16 protein-coding genes, 2 pseudogenes and 1 riboswitch are annotated in these 18,614 nt (G+C 75.7%); of the genes and pseudogenes, 9 read left to right on the forward strand and 9 right to left on the reverse strand.

Going from position 1 to position 18,614, the window contains the following annotated elements; translation table 11 throughout:
• Positions 1 to 1,075: 1,075 nt before the first annotated feature.
• The 6 genes from MRQ36_RS25750 to MRQ36_RS25775 form a co-directional block, all read right to left on the reverse strand.
• A complete protein-coding gene (locus tag MRQ36_RS25750) occupies positions 1,076 to 1,558 on the reverse strand; it encodes a phage tail protein (RefSeq protein ID WP_242799325.1) in 483 nt (160 codons plus the stop codon).
• A gap of 1 nt (position 1,559) precedes the next feature.
• The gene (locus MRQ36_RS25755; RefSeq protein ID WP_242799326.1) at positions 1,560 to 2,795 is read right to left on the reverse strand and encodes a phage tail sheath subtilisin-like domain-containing protein; all 1,236 of its coding nucleotides are present in this window, start codon (positions 2,793 to 2,795) and stop codon (positions 1,560 to 1,562) included.
• A 34-nt stretch (positions 2,796 to 2,829) separates the two neighbouring features.
• The gene (locus MRQ36_RS25760; protein WP_242799327.1) at positions 2,830 to 3,516 is read right to left on the reverse strand and encodes a carboxypeptidase-like regulatory domain-containing protein; all 687 of its coding nucleotides are present in this window, start codon (positions 3,514 to 3,516) and stop codon (positions 2,830 to 2,832) included.
• The gene (locus MRQ36_RS25765; protein ID WP_242799328.1) at positions 3,513 to 4,121 is read right to left on the reverse strand and encodes a glycine zipper family protein; all 609 of its coding nucleotides are present in this window, start codon (positions 4,119 to 4,121) and stop codon (positions 3,513 to 3,515) included. The genes MRQ36_RS25760 and MRQ36_RS25765 overlap by 4 nt, the downstream gene beginning before the upstream one ends.
• Before the next feature lie 11 nt (positions 4,122 to 4,132).
• Positions 4,133 to 4,477, reverse strand: a complete 345-nt coding sequence (locus tag MRQ36_RS25770; protein ID WP_242799329.1) for a hypothetical protein — start codon at positions 4,475 to 4,477, stop codon at positions 4,133 to 4,135.
• A gap of 84 nt (positions 4,478 to 4,561) precedes the next feature.
• Positions 4,562 to 5,356 carry a DUF3153 domain-containing protein gene (locus MRQ36_RS25775; protein ID WP_242799330.1) on the reverse strand — a complete coding sequence of 265 codons (795 nt, stop codon included), beginning with the start codon at positions 5,354 to 5,356 and terminating at the stop codon, positions 4,562 to 4,564.
• Between the two features lie 251 nt (positions 5,357 to 5,607).
• On the opposite strand from MRQ36_RS25775, the pseudogene MRQ36_RS25780 reads away from it, so the two are divergent.
• Positions 5,608 to 6,599, forward strand: a pseudogene (locus MRQ36_RS25780) (adenosine deaminase).
• A gap of 10 nt (positions 6,600 to 6,609) precedes the next feature.
• Here the strand turns inward: MRQ36_RS25780 and MRQ36_RS25785 are convergent.
• A complete protein-coding gene (locus MRQ36_RS25785) occupies positions 6,610 to 7,116 on the reverse strand; it encodes a nitroreductase/quinone reductase family protein (protein ID WP_242799331.1) in 507 nt (168 codons plus the stop codon).
• A 104-nt stretch (positions 7,117 to 7,220) separates the two neighbouring features.
• Between MRQ36_RS25785 and MRQ36_RS25790 the strand changes: the two genes are divergently transcribed.
• Positions 7,221 to 7,643: an NUDIX domain-containing protein gene (locus MRQ36_RS25790; RefSeq protein WP_242799332.1), complete on the forward strand. Its 423-nt coding sequence runs from the start codon at positions 7,221 to 7,223 to the stop codon at positions 7,641 to 7,643.
• A 5-nt stretch (positions 7,644 to 7,648) separates the two neighbouring features.
• Here the strand turns inward: MRQ36_RS25790 and MRQ36_RS25795 are convergent, their stop codons facing one another.
• The gene (locus tag MRQ36_RS25795) at positions 7,649 to 8,206 is read right to left on the reverse strand and encodes a nuclear transport factor 2 family protein (protein WP_242799333.1); all 558 of its coding nucleotides are present in this window, start codon (positions 8,204 to 8,206) and stop codon (positions 7,649 to 7,651) included.
• Between the two features lie 468 nt (positions 8,207 to 8,674).
• On the opposite strand from MRQ36_RS25795, the gene MRQ36_RS25800 reads away from it, so the two are divergent.
• Together MRQ36_RS25800 and MRQ36_RS25805 are read left to right on the forward strand one after the other, a co-directional pair.
• Positions 8,675 to 9,013, forward strand: a complete 339-nt coding sequence (locus tag MRQ36_RS25800) for a hypothetical protein (protein ID WP_242799334.1) — start codon at positions 8,675 to 8,677, stop codon at positions 9,011 to 9,013.
• 19 nt (positions 9,014 to 9,032) lie between these two features.
• On the forward strand, positions 9,033 to 10,229 hold the full coding sequence (locus MRQ36_RS25805) for an aromatic acid exporter family protein (protein WP_242799335.1): 1,197 nt from the start codon (positions 9,033 to 9,035) through the stop codon (positions 10,227 to 10,229).
• A 40-nt stretch (positions 10,230 to 10,269) separates the two neighbouring features.
• On the opposite strand, the gene MRQ36_RS25810 is transcribed toward MRQ36_RS25805, so the two are convergent.
• Positions 10,270 to 10,989, reverse strand: coding sequence for an alpha/beta hydrolase (locus tag MRQ36_RS25810; RefSeq protein ID WP_242799336.1), 720 nt, complete (start codon positions 10,987 to 10,989; stop codon positions 10,270 to 10,272).
• Positions 10,990 to 11,161: 172 nt separating this feature from the next.
• Here MRQ36_RS25810 and MRQ36_RS25815 point away from each other — a divergent pair, with 172 nt between their 5' ends.
• From MRQ36_RS25815 to MRQ36_RS34690, 5 genes and pseudogenes are all read left to right on the forward strand, one after another.
• Positions 11,162 to 12,391 carry an MFS transporter gene (locus MRQ36_RS25815; protein WP_242799337.1) on the forward strand — a complete coding sequence of 410 codons (1,230 nt, stop codon included), beginning with the start codon at positions 11,162 to 11,164 and terminating at the stop codon, positions 12,389 to 12,391.
• A gap of 127 nt (positions 12,392 to 12,518) precedes the next feature.
• Entirely contained in the window at positions 12,519 to 12,851 is a 333-nt protein-coding gene (locus MRQ36_RS25820) for a hypothetical protein (RefSeq protein WP_242801383.1), read from the forward strand.
• Between the two features lie 409 nt (positions 12,852 to 13,260).
• A riboswitch (cobalamin riboswitch) is annotated at positions 13,261 to 13,390 on the forward strand.
• A 47-nt stretch (positions 13,391 to 13,437) separates the two neighbouring features.
• Positions 13,438 to 13,608, forward strand: a complete 171-nt coding sequence (locus MRQ36_RS25825) for a hypothetical protein (protein WP_242799338.1) — start codon at positions 13,438 to 13,440, stop codon at positions 13,606 to 13,608.
• Between the two features lie 133 nt (positions 13,609 to 13,741).
• Positions 13,742 to 17,416, forward strand: coding sequence for a cobaltochelatase subunit CobN (gene cobN, locus MRQ36_RS25830; protein WP_242799339.1), 3,675 nt, complete (start codon positions 13,742 to 13,744; stop codon positions 17,414 to 17,416).
• A pseudogene (locus tag MRQ36_RS34690) lies at positions 17,413 to 18,568 on the forward strand (ATP-binding protein); the annotation flags it as partial. The gene cobN and the pseudogene MRQ36_RS34690, both read left to right, overlap by 4 nt.
• Positions 18,569 to 18,614: the final 46 nt, after the last annotated feature.

An 18,614-nucleotide genomic window follows, 5' to 3' on the forward strand; every position in this document is an offset into this window, starting at 1 on the left:
CGGTCGTCCCGTCGGAGGTGGTCGGCGGTTCGCCGGCCGTCCCCGCGACGGTGGCCGGGCGGCGGCGTCGCAGCCCGCTCGGGGTGGACCGGTACCGGTCGGCCGGACCGGTCGCGCTGGTCCGGCCCCGGCCGATCTTCCCACCGACCAGGCTCCGCCGGTCGCGTCGACCGGGAGCCGCTGTGGCGAAGTCCAGTGGGGCAGCCGCCATGGGGGCCGCCGGACGGGACGGCTCGGCCGAACCGACGCCGGCCGACGGGGCTGCCTCAGTGGACGGCCGCCGGTCCGGCTGGCGTCGTTGCTGCTCCGACACCGGGTGCAGCCGCAGTCCACCGCGCTCCCGAACGGCTGCCCGGCCCGGATCCACGGCCGATGTCCCGGCGACCACCGGACGGACGGGTCCGTCGCCGGCTGCCGCACCGCCCGACGGCTCGGGGTGCCCGCGTGGCGGCAGCGGGTCGCTCGGGCCCGGCCGGTCCGTGCCCGGCGGGGTCGACGGGTCCCCTCGACCCGGCCCGGGAGCCACGGCCGGCGACGCCACCTCCGGTGCGGGGACGCGGCCGGCGCGTCCGACACCGACGCGTCCGATGCGGCCGACCGCGCCGATGCCGGCTCGTCAGGCGTTGACCGACGCGGCGTCGACACGTCGGGCGCGACGGGTACTTCGTGCCGACCGGGGTGCCCGGGTGGACGGCGAACGGCCAGTTCCGGCCGGCCGAACCACCGCGACCAGCCCCGCACCCGGGAACCGCCCCGCCCGCCCCTGCCCTCCCCGATCAGGAGGTCCGCGTCGGCCACGGGGTCCGAGCCGCCCGGAACCACCTGATCAGCGAGGTCGGCGGGGGGAAGGGGTGGGCGGTCGCCCAGCAGGCCGGGGGCGTGGGCGGCGACCAGGCGCAGCCAGTGCTCCGGAGGCTCGCCGGGGCGACGTGGTGGTGACGCGGCACCGGGGGCCGGCCCGGCGGACGGGTCGGGCGAACGGCGCGGGCGACCGGGGTCCGGTCCGGCCGGCTCGACGGCGCGGGCCAGCCGGTCGACGGTCACGGCGGCGGCCCGCAGCCGCCGAGCCAGCCAGTCACGCGGGCGTCGGGGCGGCCGCACCGCCGGCCTCCAGGTCCAGTCCCTCGTACGCCAGGGTCAGCGCCTCGATGGCGATCTCCTGGGCCAGGGTGTTGAGGTGGGCGCCCCGCCACCGGGTGGGCCACGCGTTGATCATGTTCCAGCGCAGCACCTCGCTGGTGCCGGCCGGGTCGAGCAGCACCACCGAGACGTTGCGCCGGCTCACCGCGCCCCGGGCCGCCGCGTTGACCCAGTCCCACAGCTCGCGGGAGGAGGTGAGGCCGAAGTGGAGGGTGACCGGGGCGTACTCGACCTGACCCGGCACCGAGCGCACCCGGTCGTTGCCGGCCTCCCGGTACGCCAGCGGCGCGATGTTCACCTCCAGCCCGCTGACCTCGGTGAAGTGCCCGTTGGTGATGCCGTTGATGAGCAGCTTGAAGTTGTACGCCCGGTACGGGTCGACGGGGGCGCCGGGTTGCGGGGTGGCCGTGGTCGCCATGTCAGCCTCCGATCGTCTCGGTCTCGGTGCCGCCGGCCCACTGGCTCAGCTTGAACACCACGAACTCCGCGGGCTTCACCACCGCGATGCCGATGTGGGCGACCACCATCCCGGCGTCGCGGACGTCGGCCGGGTTGGTCTCCTCGTCGCACTTGACGAAGAACGCCTCCTCGGGGGTGCGCCCGAGCAGCGCGCCGTCCCGCCACACCCGGGTGAGGAACGCGCCGATGTCCCGCCGGATCGACCGCCACAGGGAGAAGTCGTTCGGCTCGAAGACCATCCACCGGGTGCCACCGGCGATGGCCTGCTCGATGGCGATGGAGAGCCGACGGACGTTCAGGTAGCGCCACTCGCTGGCCTCGGCGGCGAGCGTACGGGCGCCCCAGAGCCGGATGCCCTCCCCGGCGAAGTAGCGGATCACGTTGACGCCCTTGGGGTTGAGCACGTCGTGTTCGGGGCGGGTGACCAGGTAGCCGAGGTCGACCGCGCCGCGTACCGGCTCGTTGGCGGGGGCCTTGTGCACGCCGCGCAGCGCGTCGGTGCGGGCCCAGATGCCGGCGATGTGCCCGCTGGGCGGGGTGAGCACCAGCTCACCGCTGAGCGGGTCCCGGACCCGGATCCACGGGAAGTAGCAGGTGCCGAAGTCCGACTGCCGGGGCCGGTACGCGGGCTGCCCGTCGCCGTCGTCGGCGGGGGGTTTGGGCGTACCCTCGGCGGGTTTGCCGTCGGCGGCGGCCTTCGGTCTCGGCGGCGTGGCGACCCGGGTGAGGCCGGAGATGTCCTCGATGTCCGGCGCGGGGTCGCAGATCGCCACCATGGTGCGCAGCCGTTCGGCCATGCTGAGCAGCGCCTCGTGGGAGACCGGGTCGTGGAAGCCGGGCGCGGCCAGGATGGAGATCTCGTCGACCGCCTCCAGCAGTTGCAGCCCGCCCCGGCGTCCGCCGGTGCCGGTGAGCTGGCCGCCCTCGCCGACGTTGACCACCCAGCAGCGGGTGCCGCCGTTGTCGAGGAAGCCGAAGACCGCCCGCGCGAGGGGGGTGCTCTCCGGGTGCTCCCCGCCGGCATAGAGCCGGAGGAACTCCGACCAGCTGTTCACCGCGACGGCCCGGTCGACGTGCGCGCCGCGGTCCGGGGCGACGCCGACGAAGGCGGCCGTGCTGGTGCCGACCGGTCCGATCGGGCGGGCGCCGCTGGGCACCTCCTCGACATAGATGCCGGGGGAGAAGTAGGTGGGCATCGGTCCTCCTGTGCGGGTGCGGTCGGTGACCGGCTCAGTCGGCCGGCGGCGCGCAGACGATCACGGGGTCGGGATCGGCCGGGTCGAGTTCGGCGAGGTGGGTACGGCCCCGGCCGACCAGCCGCAGGTGCAGCGGCCGGCCCGGCGCGGCGGGGTCGTGCGGCACCCCGACCAGCCGGAACCGGCCGGCGCTGTCGGTGTGCGTGGCGGTGCCGGTGCCGACCAGCTCGACCCGCATCGCGGCGAGGGGCTGCTGCTGCGGGCCGACCACCCGGCCGTCCAGGGTGCGCAGCTCCAGTTGGCGCAGCCGCAGCGGTTGCAGCACCGGCGGAGCCGCCGGGGCCGGTCGGGCGATCTGGGCGGGCACGTCGACCAGCAGCGCCGGCCGGGGCGGCACGCCGAAGGCCCGCCACAGCGCCGGGTCACCGGCGTCGAGGACCAGTTCCGGTTCGCCGGCCGTCGCGGCGGCGGCCAGCACCCGGTCCAGCCGGGGCAGCGCGGCCGGCCCGGTGCCGCAGACCAGCAGCCGGAGCACGAACCGGTACGGCTCGCGCGCCCCGCCGCTGCCCCGGGTCTGCCGGGCCGGCCGCAGCTCCAACGGCCAGACGGTGAGCCCGCCGTCCGGGTCGTCCCGGGGCGGGCCGACCGGGACGGGTTCGCCCGCCGCCCCGGTCAGCCATGCCGCGAGGTCGGCGGTGGCGGCCTCGATCGCTCCGGTCATCGCGGCGGCGTCCCCTGGATCCGGTACGCGATGGCCTCGTTCCAGACGTGCGGGTAGACGCCGATCTCGAAGTAGCGGGTGAAGCGGTTGATCGGCGCGTTGGTGTGGTCGTGCCAGAGCAGCCAGACCGGGGCGATGGTGAACAGCGCGTAGTTCAGCGCCACCAGGGGCAGGTAGAGCGGCCCGAGCAGCCGGGCCTGGAAGACGTGCACGTCCTCGTGCCGCTGGATGCCGGGGCTGGAGCCGGCGCAGACCGTGCCGATGGTGGTGGCGTACCGGGGTGAGACGCCCTCGACCACGTTGACCCGCCCGCTGCCCGCCGACGCGGTCCGGTCGAGCTGGTGGCCGACGATCAGGTGGCCGACCAGATAGATCGCTCCGGCGACGGTGTTGAGCAGGCTCCAGGTGTGGTCGACGACGAAGAGGAAGATCCCCTTCGCGTCGGCGGCGTACGTGCCGGCGGAGGAGACCGCCCAGCCGAAGGGCGCGCCGACGAGCAGTCCGACGACGGCGCCGATCAGCAGTCCGAGGGTGCCGCCGGCGGTCTGGCCGAGCAGCGCGCCGAGGGCGATGTGGACGACGGCGCTGATGATTCCGAGGACCATGGGGTCACCTCTCAGACCCAGGAGCGGATGTAGCGGGGCTCGCGACCCTGCGCGAGCTGGGTCGGCGACGCACTTGTCGCCTGCCGGTTGCCCGGCGGCAGCTGGTTGACGCCGAGCGCGGCGGAGAAGATGACCAGCCCGTTGAAGAAGGCGATGATCCACTTCTGGGCGCCGGCGTCGGCGGCGAACGCCGCGGTGAGGTAGGACAGCGCGAGGGCGATGCCCAGCGCGATCCACTTGCGGGCCTTGTCGCCGTCGGGGCCGAGCAGTCCGCCGATGACGTTGGCGGCCAGCAGGGTGGCGGCGCTCGCGCCGGTCAGGCTGCCGAGGGCGGCCCAGGTGAAGAGATCGTTCACGGCGATCTCCCTTCGGATGGTGCCGGGTGGTGCGAGGGAGGGTGGGTGGTGCGGCGGCCCGGGGCCGCCCGGGTGAGGTGCCGGTCAGACCGGCCCCGGCTGGTTCGCCGGGGGCGTGACGCCGGGCGTGGGCGCGGCCGGGGCGGCGGGTCCCGGGCCGCGCGGACGACGGAGCAGGAGTACGACGACCACGGCGACCAGCAGCGCGATGACCACGCCGGCTGCCACCAGCAGCCACGGGAACGAACCGCCGCCGTCGCCGGTGGGGGCGGCGGCCCCCGGACCGGAGGCGGACGGCTGCGGCGGTGCCTCGGCCACCGCCCGCAGCTCCGCGGGCTTCGGCTGGTTGGCGACCACCTTCCAGCTCACCGAGCGGCCGGTGACCGTGCCGTTGGTGTCGAGGATCCGGCCGGGGAAGGTCACCGAGATCTCGAACGACATCAACGTCATGAACGCCTGCTGGTTGCGCGGGTCCTGTTCGGCCACCTTCCCGCCGTATTTCTTCGGATCGAGCGGGAGGGTGAAGCGGTAGAGATCGCCGTCGCGGACCAGGTTCACACTCTCGCTGGTGAATTCGCGCAACGGTTTCTGTCGGTAGGCGATCAGAATGCCGTAGTAACGGGAGTCCTCGTAGCGGGTCTCGGTGCCGGCGGGCAGCGTGGGAATGTTCTGCCGCAGTTCGGCGAAGGCCGCCGACACGTCGCTGTTGCGGGACCTGAGCAGGGACTTCTCGGCGGTGAGCAGGAGTTGCCCGCTGACCGTGTCGTCGGCGGCGACGGTGAGGCCGAGGTTGAGTTGCATGCACCCGGCGAGTGCCGCCACCAGGGCGAGACACGCCGTGAGACGGAGGGCCCGACCACGCCAGGGTCTCGTATTCATGGGCACAGTGTGTGTGATCGCCATCACATTCAGCAGTCAGCGATCAGTCACATGGCTGTCGCCGATCTTACCGGCCCCTGCTCCCATTCGGCGGAGGCCGGAAAACGCCGGAAATCGATATTCTGAAAGGTTGTCCCGTTCGGATTTTCGGTGGAGATCATCCCTCGTCCGGGGGAGGTGCGACCGACCCCGCGCGGGGCACGCTGGAGCGGTCCACGCCGCAGCGCCGCGCGTGCGAAGAGGAGGACCCCGTGACCCCGGCCCAGCTCCAGCAACCCAAGATCGAACTGCACGTCCATCTGGAGGGGACGGTCCGCCCCGGGCTGCTCGCCACCATCGCCCGGGGCCACGGGCTGACCCCGCCCGACCGGCGACCCCCGGACTTCTTCACCGACCTGTACGACTTCATCGACCGGTGGAACACGGTCACCGACTGTCTGCGTACCCCCGCCGACTACCGGCGGGCCCTGCTCGCGTACGCCGCCGAGGCGGCCGGGCACGGCGCGGTCTACCTGGAGCCGATCCTCGACGCGGAGGAGCGGTTCGGCGGCCCGGCCGGCTGGGCGGATGTCCTCGCCGCCTGCTGCGACGCCGCCGCCGAGGCCCGTGAGCGCTACGCCGTCGAGATCGGACTGACCCCGCAGGTGTTCCGGGGGCAGGACGTCGACCTGGCCGAGGAGGCGGCCCGGGTGGCGGTCCGGTTCGCCGGTCGGGGGGTGGTCGGCTTCGGCCTCTCCGGTGCCGAGGGACGCCATCCGACCGAGCCGTACGCCCGGGCGGTCGGCATCGCCCGCGGCGGCGGCCTGCCCTTCGTGCCGCACGCCGGGGAGGCGGCCGGCCCGGACGCGGTCCGCGAGGTGCTCGCGATGGGCGCGGCGCGGATCCGGCACGGTGTCCGCGCCGCCGACGACCCGGACCTGGTCACTGAGCTGGTCGGCCGGGGCGTGGTGCTGGACGTGACCCCGACGTCGAACCTCCGGCTCGGGTGGCCCGGCCGGACCGGCCGCACCCGGTGACCCGGCTCGCCGAGGCCGGCGTGCGCTGCTCGGTCTCCACCGACGACCCGGCGATCTTCGACATCACCCTGACCGACGAGTACGCCCTCGCGGCCCGGCTCGGCGTCGACCCCGCCGCCGCCTGGGCCGCCGGACTGGCCGGGGCGCTCTGCGACGACGCCACCCGGACCCGGCTGGCCGCGCTCGGCGACCGCGCGTACGGTCGGGTGCCGGCCGTCCCCGCCTGACCGCCCCGGGTCAGCCCGCAGGCGGTTCGGCCGTGATCCGGAAGACCGGGAAGTCGGCGGCGATCCGGGCGAAGTCAGCCAGCGGTGCCCGCCGGTCCACCGGCACGTGCGGACGGGCACCGGGGGCGAGAGTCAGGTGCCGACGCAGGATCGGCGGGCGGTCGGCCACCGGCACCTCGGTCAACCGGACCACCTCCCGCCGGCCGTGCCGCAGCACCGCCCGACCACCCGCGGCGCGCACGTTCGCCACCCAGTTGGTCCGCTCGCCGAGCATCGCCACCAGGTAGCGCCCGCCGTCGTGGTCCGCCACCACCAGGGGCACCGACACGGTCCGGCCGGTACGGCGGCCCGGCACCTCCAGGCTCACCCAGTGCCCCGGGGCGAGCCCGGCCGCGTACTGCCGGGCCGAGAGGCGGTTCATCAGCCGGGCCAGCGCGTTCGGCCGGCGCCCCCGGTACATCCAGCGGATGTGCCCGTACCAGATCCCGCCGCGGCGCGGCCCCGTCGTCCCGGACATCGCAGCCTCCCTCGGGTCACCACCTTCCATTGGGGACCCCGGCCCGCCGCGCCGGTAGGGACCTTCGGCCCCCGACTGTCGGCGGTTCCGGCTAGGTTCGCCGGATGCACCCCATCGCCTGCATCCTGCTGGTCGACCCCGCCGGCCGGCTGCTGCTCCAGCTCCGCGACCCGCACGCGCCGTACCACCCCGACGTCTGGGGGTTGCCCGGTGGGCACTGGGAGCCGGGCGAGACGATCGAGGAGACGGCGCTGCGTGAGCTGGAGGAGGAGACCGGGCTGCGCCCCGACGGCGCGCTGCGGCTCTTCGCCACCCAGGAGATGCCCGAGATCGACCGGGTGATGCACTACTTCTGGGGCGCCACCCGGGCCCGCCAGGAGGACGTGGTGCTCGGCGAGGGGGCGGCGATCGTCTTCGTCTCCGCCGACGAGCTGTTCGACGGCCGCCCGTACACCCCGGGCACGGCCGAGGTGCTGGCCCGCTTCCTGGCCTCCCCGGAGTACGCCCGCCTCACGGCTGCCGCCTGAGTCGGTCAGCGACCCGGTCGACGGGCCCGGGACGGGTCGCCCAGCGGGACGATCCGCCGGTCACCCGACCCGGTCAACGCGGCCAGCGGCCGGGTGGCCAGGGCGACCACGCGGGCCAGCCCTGGCCGACCCTGCCGGCGCAGCAGCCGGGGGCCGAGATCCCGCAGCACCGTGGTCAGCGCCGGCAGCGGCCGGCCGAAGAGGGTCAGCTCGTGGATCAGCCCGTCGGCGTCCAGCCGGAGCAGCTGCGCCTCCTCCACCTCCTCGCCGCCGGCCCGGGCGTGGAAGAACAGCGCCCGGGTCGCCCCCTCGCCGACCGCCGTGTGGAACCGGATGTCGGTCAGCACCTCGTAGGCGGCGGCGAGCATGTCGCCCACCTGCCCGGGGCCGTGAAACCGGAACCGGGCGGTCAGCGGCGAGATCACCTCGACGTCGGGGGCGAGGCAGCGGACGGCCGCCGCGGCGTCACCCTGCTCGGCGGCGGTCCGCCAGGCCGCGATCGTCCGGTCGTAGCGTTCGGTTTCCTCGGTGTGCACGGCACCCTCCCGTCCCGGTCCCTCCATGCTGTCATCCGATCCCGGCGTCGGCCGTCCCGGTCCGCTGCGGGCACCGCTGCGGTCGTACGATCTCGCGAACCGTTCCCTCCCACGCCCCGGAGCCCGTATGTCCGAGCAGCCGTCCACCGACCGTCCGCCGAGCGCCCGTCGTCGGTGGCTGCTGCCCGGGGTCGGGCTCGGCGCCGCGCTGGCGCTGCTCGTCCCGCTCGCCGTGGTGTGGTCGACCGGGAACCGGTCGCTGCCCGAACGGCCGGTCGCGGAGGTGACCGCGGCGGTCGTGGCCGACCCGTCCACCCCGGCCACCACGCCCGTCGCCCCGGCACCGACGGCCACCGCGACGGTCCGCCCCCGCCCCACGGCCGCCGCCACGGCCCGCCCGACCGGGCGGCCCGTCCCGGCGCGGTCCAGCCGTACCCCGACCCGGGCGGCCGCACCGCGACCACCACGGCCCGGCCGTCCTGCACGCCGGCCGGGGTGGTGGACGTCGTCCAGGTCTTCACGTACGGGGTGGTCAAGGTGGCCGCCCGGACCGGCGGGGACGTGTCCGACCAGCTCTGCCCGGGCGAGCGGATCCGCGTCTTCTGGGCCACCTACCGCCGCACCGCCGACGGCGGCGCCACCCTGTACCGGTCCCAGGTCCGCTGGCTCGACCGCGCGCAGCCCCGGTGGACCATGACGCTCAGCCTCCCCGGCGCCTGCGGCGACTCCTGGTACGTGGTGGCCGGCAACGCCGGCATCCCGCAGACCCTCAAGCCGGGCGTCGTGCCGTTCGGTGGCGGCAAGCTCAACTGGGAGACCGGCGGCACCTGCTGACCCGCCGCGCGGTGGACGGGTGAGCGCCACCACCCTCGGGTGCGCCGCGGCGGGCGGCGGCGCACGATGGGGCGGTCCGGGCGTGGAGGAGGCGGCGATGGCGCGGTGGAGCTGGTTCCGGGAGGCCGCGGGGCGGCTGCGGCGGGGCTGGCTGCCGGTGGCGGAGGCCACCGGAGCGGCGACCGTCTCCTGGGTGCTGGCCACCCGGCTGGTCGGGCACCCGCAGCCCTTCTTCGCCCCGGCCGCCGCGCTCATCGTGCTGGGCCAGGCCCGTGGTCAGCGGATGCGCCGGGCGGTCGAGGTGGTGCTCGGCGTCGCCGCCGGGGTGCTCGTCGCCGACCTCGTCGTCCAGGCGCTCGGGCCGCGTACCACCAGCACCGTCTTCACCGTCATCCTGCTCACCATCGCCCTGGCGGTGGCGATCGGCGCCAGCACCGTGTCGGTGGTGCAGGCCGCCGTCTCCGCGCTCTATCTGGTGGTGGTCTCGCCGCCGACCGAGTCGCTGGTGCCGTTCCGGTTCGTCGACGCGCTGATCGGCGGTGGCGTGGCGCTCGCCGCCAGCCAGCTGATCGACGCGCGTCGCCCGCTCGCCCCGCTGGTGGCCGAGTTCCGGCACACCTTCGAGGAGCTGGCCGGGCTGCTCGACGAGATCGCCACCGCCCTGGACGGGGGCGACGAGGAGGCGGCGCTGGCCGCGCTGGACCGGGCCCGGCACGCCGACGCCACCGTGGAGCGGCTGCGCGACGCGGTCCTCGCGGCCGGTGAGGCGCTGCGGCTCAACGTCCGCCGCCGTCGGCACATCGGCCGGCTCCGGTCGGTGGAGGGTTCCATCCGGCAGATCGACTACGCGGTCCGCAACGTCCGGGTGCTGGCCCGGGCCGCGGTCACCCTGACCCGGGGCACCGCGCCGGTGCCGGCCGACCTGGGCGCGGCGATCCGCACCCTGGCCGAGGCGGTCCGCTCCGCCGGGGACGCGCTCGCCGCCGACCTGAGCGGGCAGGAGCACATCGCCGACCGGCACGCCGAACGGACCGACATCGCCGCGCTGGCCGCCGTCCGCGCGGCGGGGCGGCTCTTCACGCCGGGCCAGACGCTGCCGCTCGCCATGATCATCGGCCAGGTCCGGGCCACCGCCATCGACCTGCTGCGCGGCGTGGGCGTGGACGACGACGCCACCGTGCTGGGCCGGGTGGACGCGGCGGTCAGCGGCCCCTGACCGGGACGGCCGGGTCAGCTGCCGTTACCGGGCCGGCCGGTCAGCGGCCCGGACCGGGGCCGCGCTGTGCGGTCAGCCAGTCCACCGCCCGCTGCCGGATCGCCGCCGGCACCTCGTGGCCGCCCGCGAACTCGGCGTACTCGACCGGGTGGCCGAGGGAGCGCAGCCGGGGCACCAGCCGCCGGCTGCACGGGTCCACCGGCAGCACCCGGTCGTCGGTGCCGTGCGCCACGAAGATCCGCGGCCGGCCGTGGGTGACCAGCGGCGCGGCGAAGCCGGGGGAGAACGCCAGCACCGCGTCGACCAGGTCGCCGTTGGTCAGGCCCAGGGAGAGGGCGTACGACGCGCCGTCGGAGAAGCCGCCCAGCGCCACGCCCTCGATCGGGTAGCGCGCGAAGAGCGTGTCGAGCAGCCCGTCGATCCGCCGCACGTCCGGGCCGTACCCCTCGACGATCAGGTCCCAACTGCTCGCGGTGGCCTGCGGGGCGAGCAACAGCAGCCGGTGCGCGTCCGCGAGGGGCAGCAGCAGGTCCAGCCCCTGCCGGGCGGACCCGCCGGCCCCGTGCAGCAGCACCACCAGCCGGTACGCCCCGTCCCCGCCCGCCGGGACGTACGCCAGCGCCGGCGACTCCCGCTGCGGGCCGGGCAGCGACACCAGGCCGGTCCCGCCCTCGGTCGTCGGCGGCGCGGGCCGGGCGGCCAGCCGGCCGTGCCGCGGGTCCTCCTCGGGCTGCCGGTGCGGCGGCGCGGGCTCGGTCACCTGGTCCCCACCCTTCCCGTGCGCGGACGCCGGGCGCATACCCGCAGGTGCGCCGGTCAACCACCGCTGTGGCGGGCGCCTCGCCGGTAAGGGGCGGCTCGGGCTTGTGGCCGGTACCGGCCCGGGTGTGTGATCGTCGCAGGACATCCGCAGCACGAGAGGAACCCGCATCGTGAACCCCACCGGCGCGCCGGTCACCGACCCCGTCGCCGTTCCGCCCGGGTCCCGCGCTGTGCTGGCCGCCCGCACCGGCGTCGCGGTCGTCTTCGCCCTCAACGGGCTCGCGGTGGCGTCCTGGTTCGCCCGGGTGCCGGCGGTCCGCGACTCGCTCGGTCTCAGCGCCGGTCAGCTCGGGCTGCTCCTGATCGCCATGTCCGTCGGCGCGCTGCTGGCCATGCCGACCGCCGGGCTGGTCACCCAGCGGCTCGGCCCGGCCCGGACGGTGGTCGCGTCGACCGCCTTCGTGGCGCTCGGCCTCACCGTCGCCGGGCTCTCCACCGGCCTGCTCGGCTCGCCGGTCGGGGTTGCCGTCGGCCTGTTCGCCCTCGGCTACGGCTCCGGCACCTGCGACGTGGCGATGAACATCGAGGGTGCGACCGTGGAGAAGCGGCTCGGCCGCACCATCCTGCCCCGGTTCCACGCGGCCTGGAGCCTGGGTTCGGTGGCCGGGGCGGGCCTCGGGGCCGGTGCGGCCCGCGTCGGGGTGCCGATCGGCGTACACCTGACGGTGGTGGCTGCGGTGGTGTTCGGCGGCACCCTGCTCGGGGCCCGGTCCTTCCTGCCGGCACCCGCCGAGGACGGCGGACCGACGGCGGCGGGCGACCGGCGGCGGACCCTGCTCGCCACCTGGCGTGAGCCCCGCACCCTGCTCATCGGCCTGCTGGTGCTGGTGGCCGCGTTCACCGAGGGCAGCGCCAACGACTGGGTGGCGGTCGCCTTCATCGACGGGTACGGCGTCAGCGAGGCGGTCGGCGCGACCGTCTTCGGGGTCTTCGTGGTCGGCATGACCCTCGGCCGCACCGTCGGCACCGTCGCCATCGACCGGTGGGGCCGGGTGCCGGTGCTCTTCGGCACCATCGGCCTGGCCGCCGCCGGGGCCACCCTCGCCGTGCTGGCCGGCTCCGGCCCGCTGGCGATCGTCGGGGTGGCGTTCTGGGGGCTCGGCGCGTCGCTCGGCTTCCCGGTGGGGATGAGCGCCGCCGCCGACGACGAGGACCGGGCACCCGCCCGGGTCAGCGTGGTCGCCGTGATCGGCTACACCGCCTTCCTGGCCGGCCCGCCGTTGCTCGGGCTGCTCGGCGACCACGTCGGTACGCTCCGCGCGCTGCTCGTCGTCCCCGTCCTGCTGCTGCCCACCCTGTTCCTGGTGCCGGTCCTGCGTCCACCGGCCCGCCCGGCCTGACCGGGCTGGCCCGCCGCCACCTCGCCGACCGGGCGCCCTCCGAGGTCAGGCTTCTCCCACCCGGCTCGCAGCCGGTTGTCAGGTGACCGTGGTGGACTGGGCGGAGGCCGAGGGCAAGGAGGCGGACATGGGCTGGTTCACCCGGCGGACTGCCGACCCGACCACGCCGACGAAGCTGGACCGGGAGGCGACCGCCGACGACCTCGCGGCGCTGACCGCGTTCGCCACCAGCCGCCGGGGTGTGGAGTTCTATCTGGAGCCGGAGACCACCGCCACCGACACCACGGTGGTCGCGATCGCCGACGACGGCGAGTGGATCCGGCGGCGTACCGGCACGCCCCGGGCCGCTGCGAAGATCGCCCAGAAGCACGCGATCCCGCTCTACGAGGCGGCCCGTACCGGCTATCCGGAGCGGATGCGGGCCTGGAACCGGGCCCACCCGGAGCGCCGCGCCCGCTGAGACTGGGTCCCCCGTCACACCGGCCGCGGCGCGTCCCGCCGCCCGGATCGGTGCCGGGACGGCCTGCCGTGACCTCGTTTCCGGCCGCCGCGAACGCCGGTGCCGGTGATCCGCGCGGCCCGGTCGACCACGGTTTCCCGCGACGGCGACGACGGCGGTCACCGCCTGCACCCCGGGCCGCCGGACCAGCCCCGACGCACCGTCCCGGCGGCGGTGTCCGCCATTGTGGATGCCGTCGAGCGGCAATGTCGCGGCCCGTTCCGAGACGTGTGTTCCATTCATTCCCGTGATTGCGTGGGAACTCAAGCGCATTCATCGGCGTGCATGCCCAGGGTCCGCCGACGGTCCAGCCGGGTGGCGTTGACCGGCGGCGGGCGGGTGTGGCAGCATTCGCGGCCTGACGGCAGTGAAGGAAGCCGGTGTGATTCCGGCGCGGTCCCGCCACTGTCACCGGGGAGCGATCCCCCCTCGTGAGTCACGGCCGTGCGTGCGCGGTTGGAAGGCCGGGGGTGAGCGTCGATCCGGGAGCCAGGATACTTCGGCCGTCGGGACGTACCCCAGGGCGTGGACACCCGAGGAGGACCCGATGACGCGCAGCGTCTCCACCGTCGACGAGATCCGTCGTAGCCGCACCGCGCACGGCAGCGTGCCCGTGCTCAGCCGTACCGCCGTGGTGGTCGTCCCTCGACCCGGCCGGATCCCGACGCCCGCGGCCGACTCCGCCGCCGCCTCGGTCAGCCCCGCCGTTCACCGCTGAGCCCGCCGCCACACCCGCCGGCCGCCCGCCGGTGACCCGGCCGGCGACCCGCCGTACCGGCTGAACCGCGCCCACCCTCGCCCCGCCCGACCGGCCCCCGCGCCGGTCCGGGCGTCACTCTCCGGAGCCGTCCGTGCGCGTCCTGCTGCTCTCCACCGCCGACACCGACCTGCTCGCCGCCCGCGCCAGCGGTGCCGACTACCGCCTCGCCAACCCCGCCCGGGTCGCCGTCGACGCCGTGCCCGCCCTGCTCGACGGCGTCGACCTGGCCGTCGTACGGCTGCTCGGCGGCCGACAGGCGTGGCCGGACGGCCTCGCCGCGCTGCTCGCCTCCGGCGTGCCCACGGTGGTGCTCGGCGGCGAGGCGCTGCCCGACGCGGAGCTGATGGCCGCCTCCACGGTGCCCGCCGGGGTGGCCACCCAGGCGCTGGCATACCTGGCCGAGGGTGGCCCCGACAACCTGGCCCAGCTGGCCCGGTTCCTCTCCGACACGGTCCTGCTCACCGGCGAGGGCTTCGCCCCGCCCACCCCCACCCCGCTGTACGGCATCCTCGGCGACCGGCCCGCGACCGGCGCCGACGGGCGGCCCACCGTCGGGATCGTCTTCTACCGGGCGCACGCCCTGGCCGGGAACACCGCCTTCGTCGACACCCTGGCCGACGCGGTGCACGCGGCCGGCGGGCACCCGCTGCCGATCTTCTGCGGCTCGCTGCGCGGCCTCACCCCGGGCGCCGGGCCGCTCGACCTCTTCGCCCGCTGCGACACCCTCGTCGTGACGGTGCTCGCCGCCGGCGGGACCGTCGCCACCGATGCGGCCGGCGGGGGCGACGAGGACGCCTGGGACGTGGGTGCGCTCGCCGCCCTCGACGTGCCGATCGTCCAGGCGCTCTGCCTCACCGGCACCCGCGACCAGTGGGCCGGCAGCGACGCCGGTCTCTCCCCACTGGACGCGGCGATGCAGGTCGCCATCCCCGAGTTCGACGGTCGGATCGTCACCGTGCCGTTCTCGTTCAAGCGGATCGACGCCGACGGGCTCTCGGTCTATGCGCCGGACGCGGAGCGGGCCGCCCGGATCGCCGGCATCGCGGTCCGCCAGGCCCGGCTGCGGCACGTGCCGAACGCGGACAAGCGACTCGCGATCGTGCTCAGCTCCTATCCGACGAAGCACTCCCGGGTCGGCAACGCGGTCGGCCTGGACACCCCGGCGTCCGCGGTCCGGCTGCTGGCCGCCCTCGCCGACGCCGGCTGGCACCTCGGCGACGGGCCCGTCCCCGACGACGGCGACGCGCTGATCCACGCGCTCATCGCGGCCGGCGGGCACGACGTCGAGTGGCTCACCCCGGAACAGCTCGCCGCCGCCGAGGCGCGGGTGCCGGCGCACACCTACCGGCGTTGGTACGACGCCGTACCGGCCGGACTGCGGGAACGGATCCGTGCGCACTGGGGCGAGCCGCCCGGCCAGCTCTACACCGACGGCGGTGACCTCGTCCTCGCCGGGCTGCGCTTCGGCAACGTGGTGCTGATCATCCAGCCGCCGCGCGGCTTCGGGGAGAACCCGATCGCCATCTACCACGATCCCGACCTGCCGCCCAGCCACCACTACCTGGCCGCCTACCGGTGGCTGGCCGCGCCCGTCGCCGACGGCGGCTTCGGCGCCGACGCGGTGGTCCACCTCGGCAAGCACGGCACCCTGGAATGGCTGCCCGGCAAGGGCCTCGGGCTGGCCGCCGACTGCGCCCCCGACGCCGTGCTCGGTGACCTGCCGCTGGTCTACCCGTTCATCGTCAACGACCCCGGCGAGGGCACCCAGGCCAAGCGCCGCGCGCACGCCGTGGTCGTGGACCACCTGGTGCCGCCGATGGCCCGCGCCGAGACGTACGGCGACCTGGCGAAACTCGAACAGCTCCTCGACGAGTACGCGACCGTGCAGGCGCTCGACCCGGCCAAGGTGCCCACCGTCCGGGCCCAGATCTGGGACCTGGTCCGCGCCGCCGAACTGCACCACGACCTGCACACCGAGCAGATGCCCGGCGCCGACGACTTCGACGACTTCGTGCTGCACCTCGACGGCTATCTCTGCGAGGTCAAGGACGTGCAGATCCGCGACGGGCTGCACGTCCTCGCCGAAGCGCCGACCGGCGAGGCGCGGGTCAACCTGGTCCTCGCCGTGCTGCGCGCCCCGCAGGTCTGGGGCGGTGTCCGCGCCCTGCCCGGCCTGCGGCAGGCCCTCGCCGCCGGGTACGGGCTGGACGAGCAGGCGCTGCTCGCCGCACCCGGCGCCCGGCTCGCCGTACCGGCGGAGCTGACCGACGCCGTGGACGGTCCCGCCGCCACCGCCGCCGACGCCGTCGACCTGATCGAGGCGCTCGCCCGCCGCCTCGTCGTCGGCATGGAGACCCTGGGCTGGGACGACACGAAGGTGGACGCCGTCGTCGCCGAGGTCGTCGGCCGGCCCGTCCCGGACGCCGCCGAGGTGCTCCGCTTCGCCGCCCGGGAGGTGGTGCCCCGGCTGGACCGCACCACCGACGAGATCGGCCGGGTGCTCGGCGCGCTCGACGGCCGGTTCGTCCCGCCCGGCCCGTCCGGCTCGCCCACCCGGGGCCTGGTCAACGTGCTGCCCACCGGCCGGAACTTCTACTCCGTCGACCCGAAGGCCATCCCGAGCCGCAACGCCTGGGACGTCGGGGTGGCCCTCGCGGACTCGCTGCTGGCGCGGCACCTCGCCGACACCGGGGCGTACCCCCGGTCGGTCGGGCTGACCGTGTGGGGCACCAGCGCCATGCGTACCCAGGGCGACGACATCGCCGAGGTGCTCGCGCTGCTCGGGGTCCGGCCGACCTGGGACGACCGGTCCCGCCGGGTCACCGGCATCGAGGTGCTGCCCCTGGCCGAGCTGGGCCGGCCCCGGATCGACGTGACCGTCCGCATCTCCGGCTTCTTCCGGGACGCCTTCCCGCACGTCGTGGCGCTCCTCGACGACGCGGTCCGGCAGGTCGCCGCCCTCGACGAGCCGGCCGCCGACAACCACGTCCGCGCGCACGTCACCGCCGACCTGGCCGAGCACGGCGACGAGCGCCGGGCCACCGCCCGGATCTTCGGCTCGAAACCCGGGGCGTACGGGGCGGGGCTGCTGCCGCTGATCGACGCCCGGAACTGGCGCACCGACGCCGACCTCGCCGAGGTGTACGCCGTCTGGGGCGGCTACGCGTACGGCCGCGACCTCGACGGGCGGGCCGCCCGCGCCGACATGGAACGCTCCTTCGCCCGGATCGCGGTGGCCGTGAAGAACCAGGACACCCGGGAGCACGACATCGTCGACTCCGACGACTACTTCCAGTACCACGGCGGGATGGTGGCGATGGTCCGCCACCTCACCGGCGCGTCCCCGGCCGCCTACGTGGGGGACTCGGCCATGCCGCACGACGTGCGGACCCGCACCCTCGGCGAGGAGACCCGGCGGGTGTTCCGGGCCCGGGTGGTCAACCCGAAGTGGATCGCCGCGATGCGCCGGCACGGCTACAAGGGCGCGTTCGAGCTGGCCGCCACCGTGGACTACCTGTTCGGCTACGACGCCACCGCCGGCGTCGTCGACGACTGGATGTACGAGCGGCTGGCCGCCGCGTACGTCTTCGACCCGGAGAACCGGGAGTTCCTCGAGCGGTCCAACCCGTGGGCGTTGCGCGGCATCACCGAACGGCTGCTGGAGGCCGCCGACCGGGGCCTGTGGGCCGCACCCGGGCCGGACACCCTCGACCGGCTCCGCGAGACGTACCTGGCCGGCGAGGGCGACCTGGAGGATCGGGCATGACCACCACCTATCCCTTCTCCGCCGTGCTCGGCATGGACGACATGCGGCTGGCGCTGCTGCTCAACGCCGTCAACCCGGCGATCGGCGGGGTCCTGGTGCGGGGCGAGAAGGGCACCGCGAAGTCGACCGCCGTCCGCGCCCTGGCCGCCCTGCTGCCGCCGGTCGACCGGGTGGTCGGCTGCCGGTTCGCCTGCGACCCGGCCGCGCCCGACCCGGGCTGCCCGACGGCCCGCACCCGGCCGGCGCGGCGGCGAGCGCCGTCCGGCCCGCCTGGTCGAACTGCCGGTCGGTGCCGCCGAGGACCGGGTGGTCGGCGCGCTCGACCTGGAACAGGCCCTCACCGAGGGGGTACGCGCCTTCGAGCCCGGCCTGCTCGCCGCCGCCCACCGGGGCGTGCTCTATGTCGACGAGGTGAACCTGCTGCACGACCACCTGGTCGACCTGCTGCTGGACGCCGCCGCGATGGGCCGCTGCCACGTCGAACGGGAGGGCGTCTCGGTCCGGCACGACGCCCGGTTCCTGCTGGTCGGCACCATGAACCCGGAGGAGGAGCTGCGCCCGCAGTTGCTCGACCGGTTCGGGCTCACCGTCGAGGTGGCCGCCAGCCGCGACCCGGCCGTACGGGTCGAGGTGGTCCGTCGTCGGCTCGCCGCCGACGCCGACCCGGCCGGGTTCGCCGCCCGCTGGGCGGACGCCGACGCCCGGTGGCCCGGCGGGTCGCCGCCGCCCGGGCCCGGCTGCCCCGGGTGTCCCTGCCGGACCGCGCGCTGCGGCAGATCGCCGAGGTCTGCGCCGCCTTCGACGTGGACGGGATGCGCGCCGACATCGTCACCGCCCGGGCCGCGCTCGCGCACGCCGCCTGGCAGAACCGCGCCGAGGTGACCGCCGAGGACGTCCGGGTCGCCGCCCGGCTGGCGCTGCCGCACCGCCGCCGCCGTGACCCGTTCGACACCCCGGGGCTGGACGAGGAGCGCCTCGACGAGGCGCTGGGCCGGGACCCCGACGACGACCCGGACGACGACGGGTCCGGGCCCGGTGCCGGCGGTGCACCGGACGACCCGACCGGTGGCGGTCCGGCCGGCGGTGTCTCCGGCCCGCAGCCGACCGACGGCGACGCCCCGCACGACGCGCGGCCGTCCGACCGCGACACCCCGAACGACGCGCCGTCCGACGGCGACACTTCGCACGGCGCGCGGCC

This window comes from Micromonospora sp. R77 (assembly GCF_022747945.1).
Taxonomy (GTDB): Bacteria; Actinomycetota; Actinomycetes; order Mycobacteriales; family Micromonosporaceae; genus Micromonospora.

What these genes read in the sequence shown, in the direction of transcription:
- MRQ36_RS25750 (WP_242799325.1), bottom strand. Translation starts at nt 1,558, where the DNA reads ATGGCGACCACGGCCACCCCGCAACCCGGCGCCCCCGTCGACCCGTAC.
- MRQ36_RS25755 (WP_242799326.1), bottom strand. Translation starts at nt 2,795, where the DNA reads ATGCCCACCTACTTCTCCCCCGGCATCTATGTCGAGGAGGTGCCCAGC.
- MRQ36_RS25760 (WP_242799327.1), bottom strand. Translation starts at nt 3,516, where the DNA reads ATGACCGGAGCGATCGAGGCCGCCACCGCCGACCTCGCGGCATGGCTG.
- MRQ36_RS25765 (WP_242799328.1), bottom strand. Translation starts at nt 4,121, where the DNA reads ATGGTCCTCGGAATCATCAGCGCCGTCGTCCACATCGCCCTCGGCGCG.
- MRQ36_RS25775 (WP_242799330.1), bottom strand. Translation starts at nt 5,356, where the DNA reads ATGAATACGAGACCCTGGCGTGGTCGGGCCCTCCGTCTCACGGCGTGT.
- MRQ36_RS25785 (WP_242799331.1), bottom strand. Translation starts at nt 7,116, where the DNA reads ATGTCCGGGACGACGGGGCCGCGCCGCGGCGGGATCTGGTACGGGCAC.
- MRQ36_RS25790 (WP_242799332.1), top strand. Translation starts at nt 7,221, where the DNA reads ATGCACCCCATCGCCTGCATCCTGCTGGTCGACCCCGCCGGCCGGCTG.
- MRQ36_RS25795 (WP_242799333.1), bottom strand. Translation starts at nt 8,206, where the DNA reads ATGGAGGGACCGGGACGGGAGGGTGCCGTGCACACCGAGGAAACCGAA.
- MRQ36_RS25820 (WP_242801383.1), top strand. Translation starts at nt 12,519, where the DNA reads ATGGGCTGGTTCACCCGGCGGACTGCCGACCCGACCACGCCGACGAAG.
- MRQ36_RS25825 (WP_242799338.1), top strand. Translation starts at nt 13,438, where the DNA reads ATGACGCGCAGCGTCTCCACCGTCGACGAGATCCGTCGTAGCCGCACC.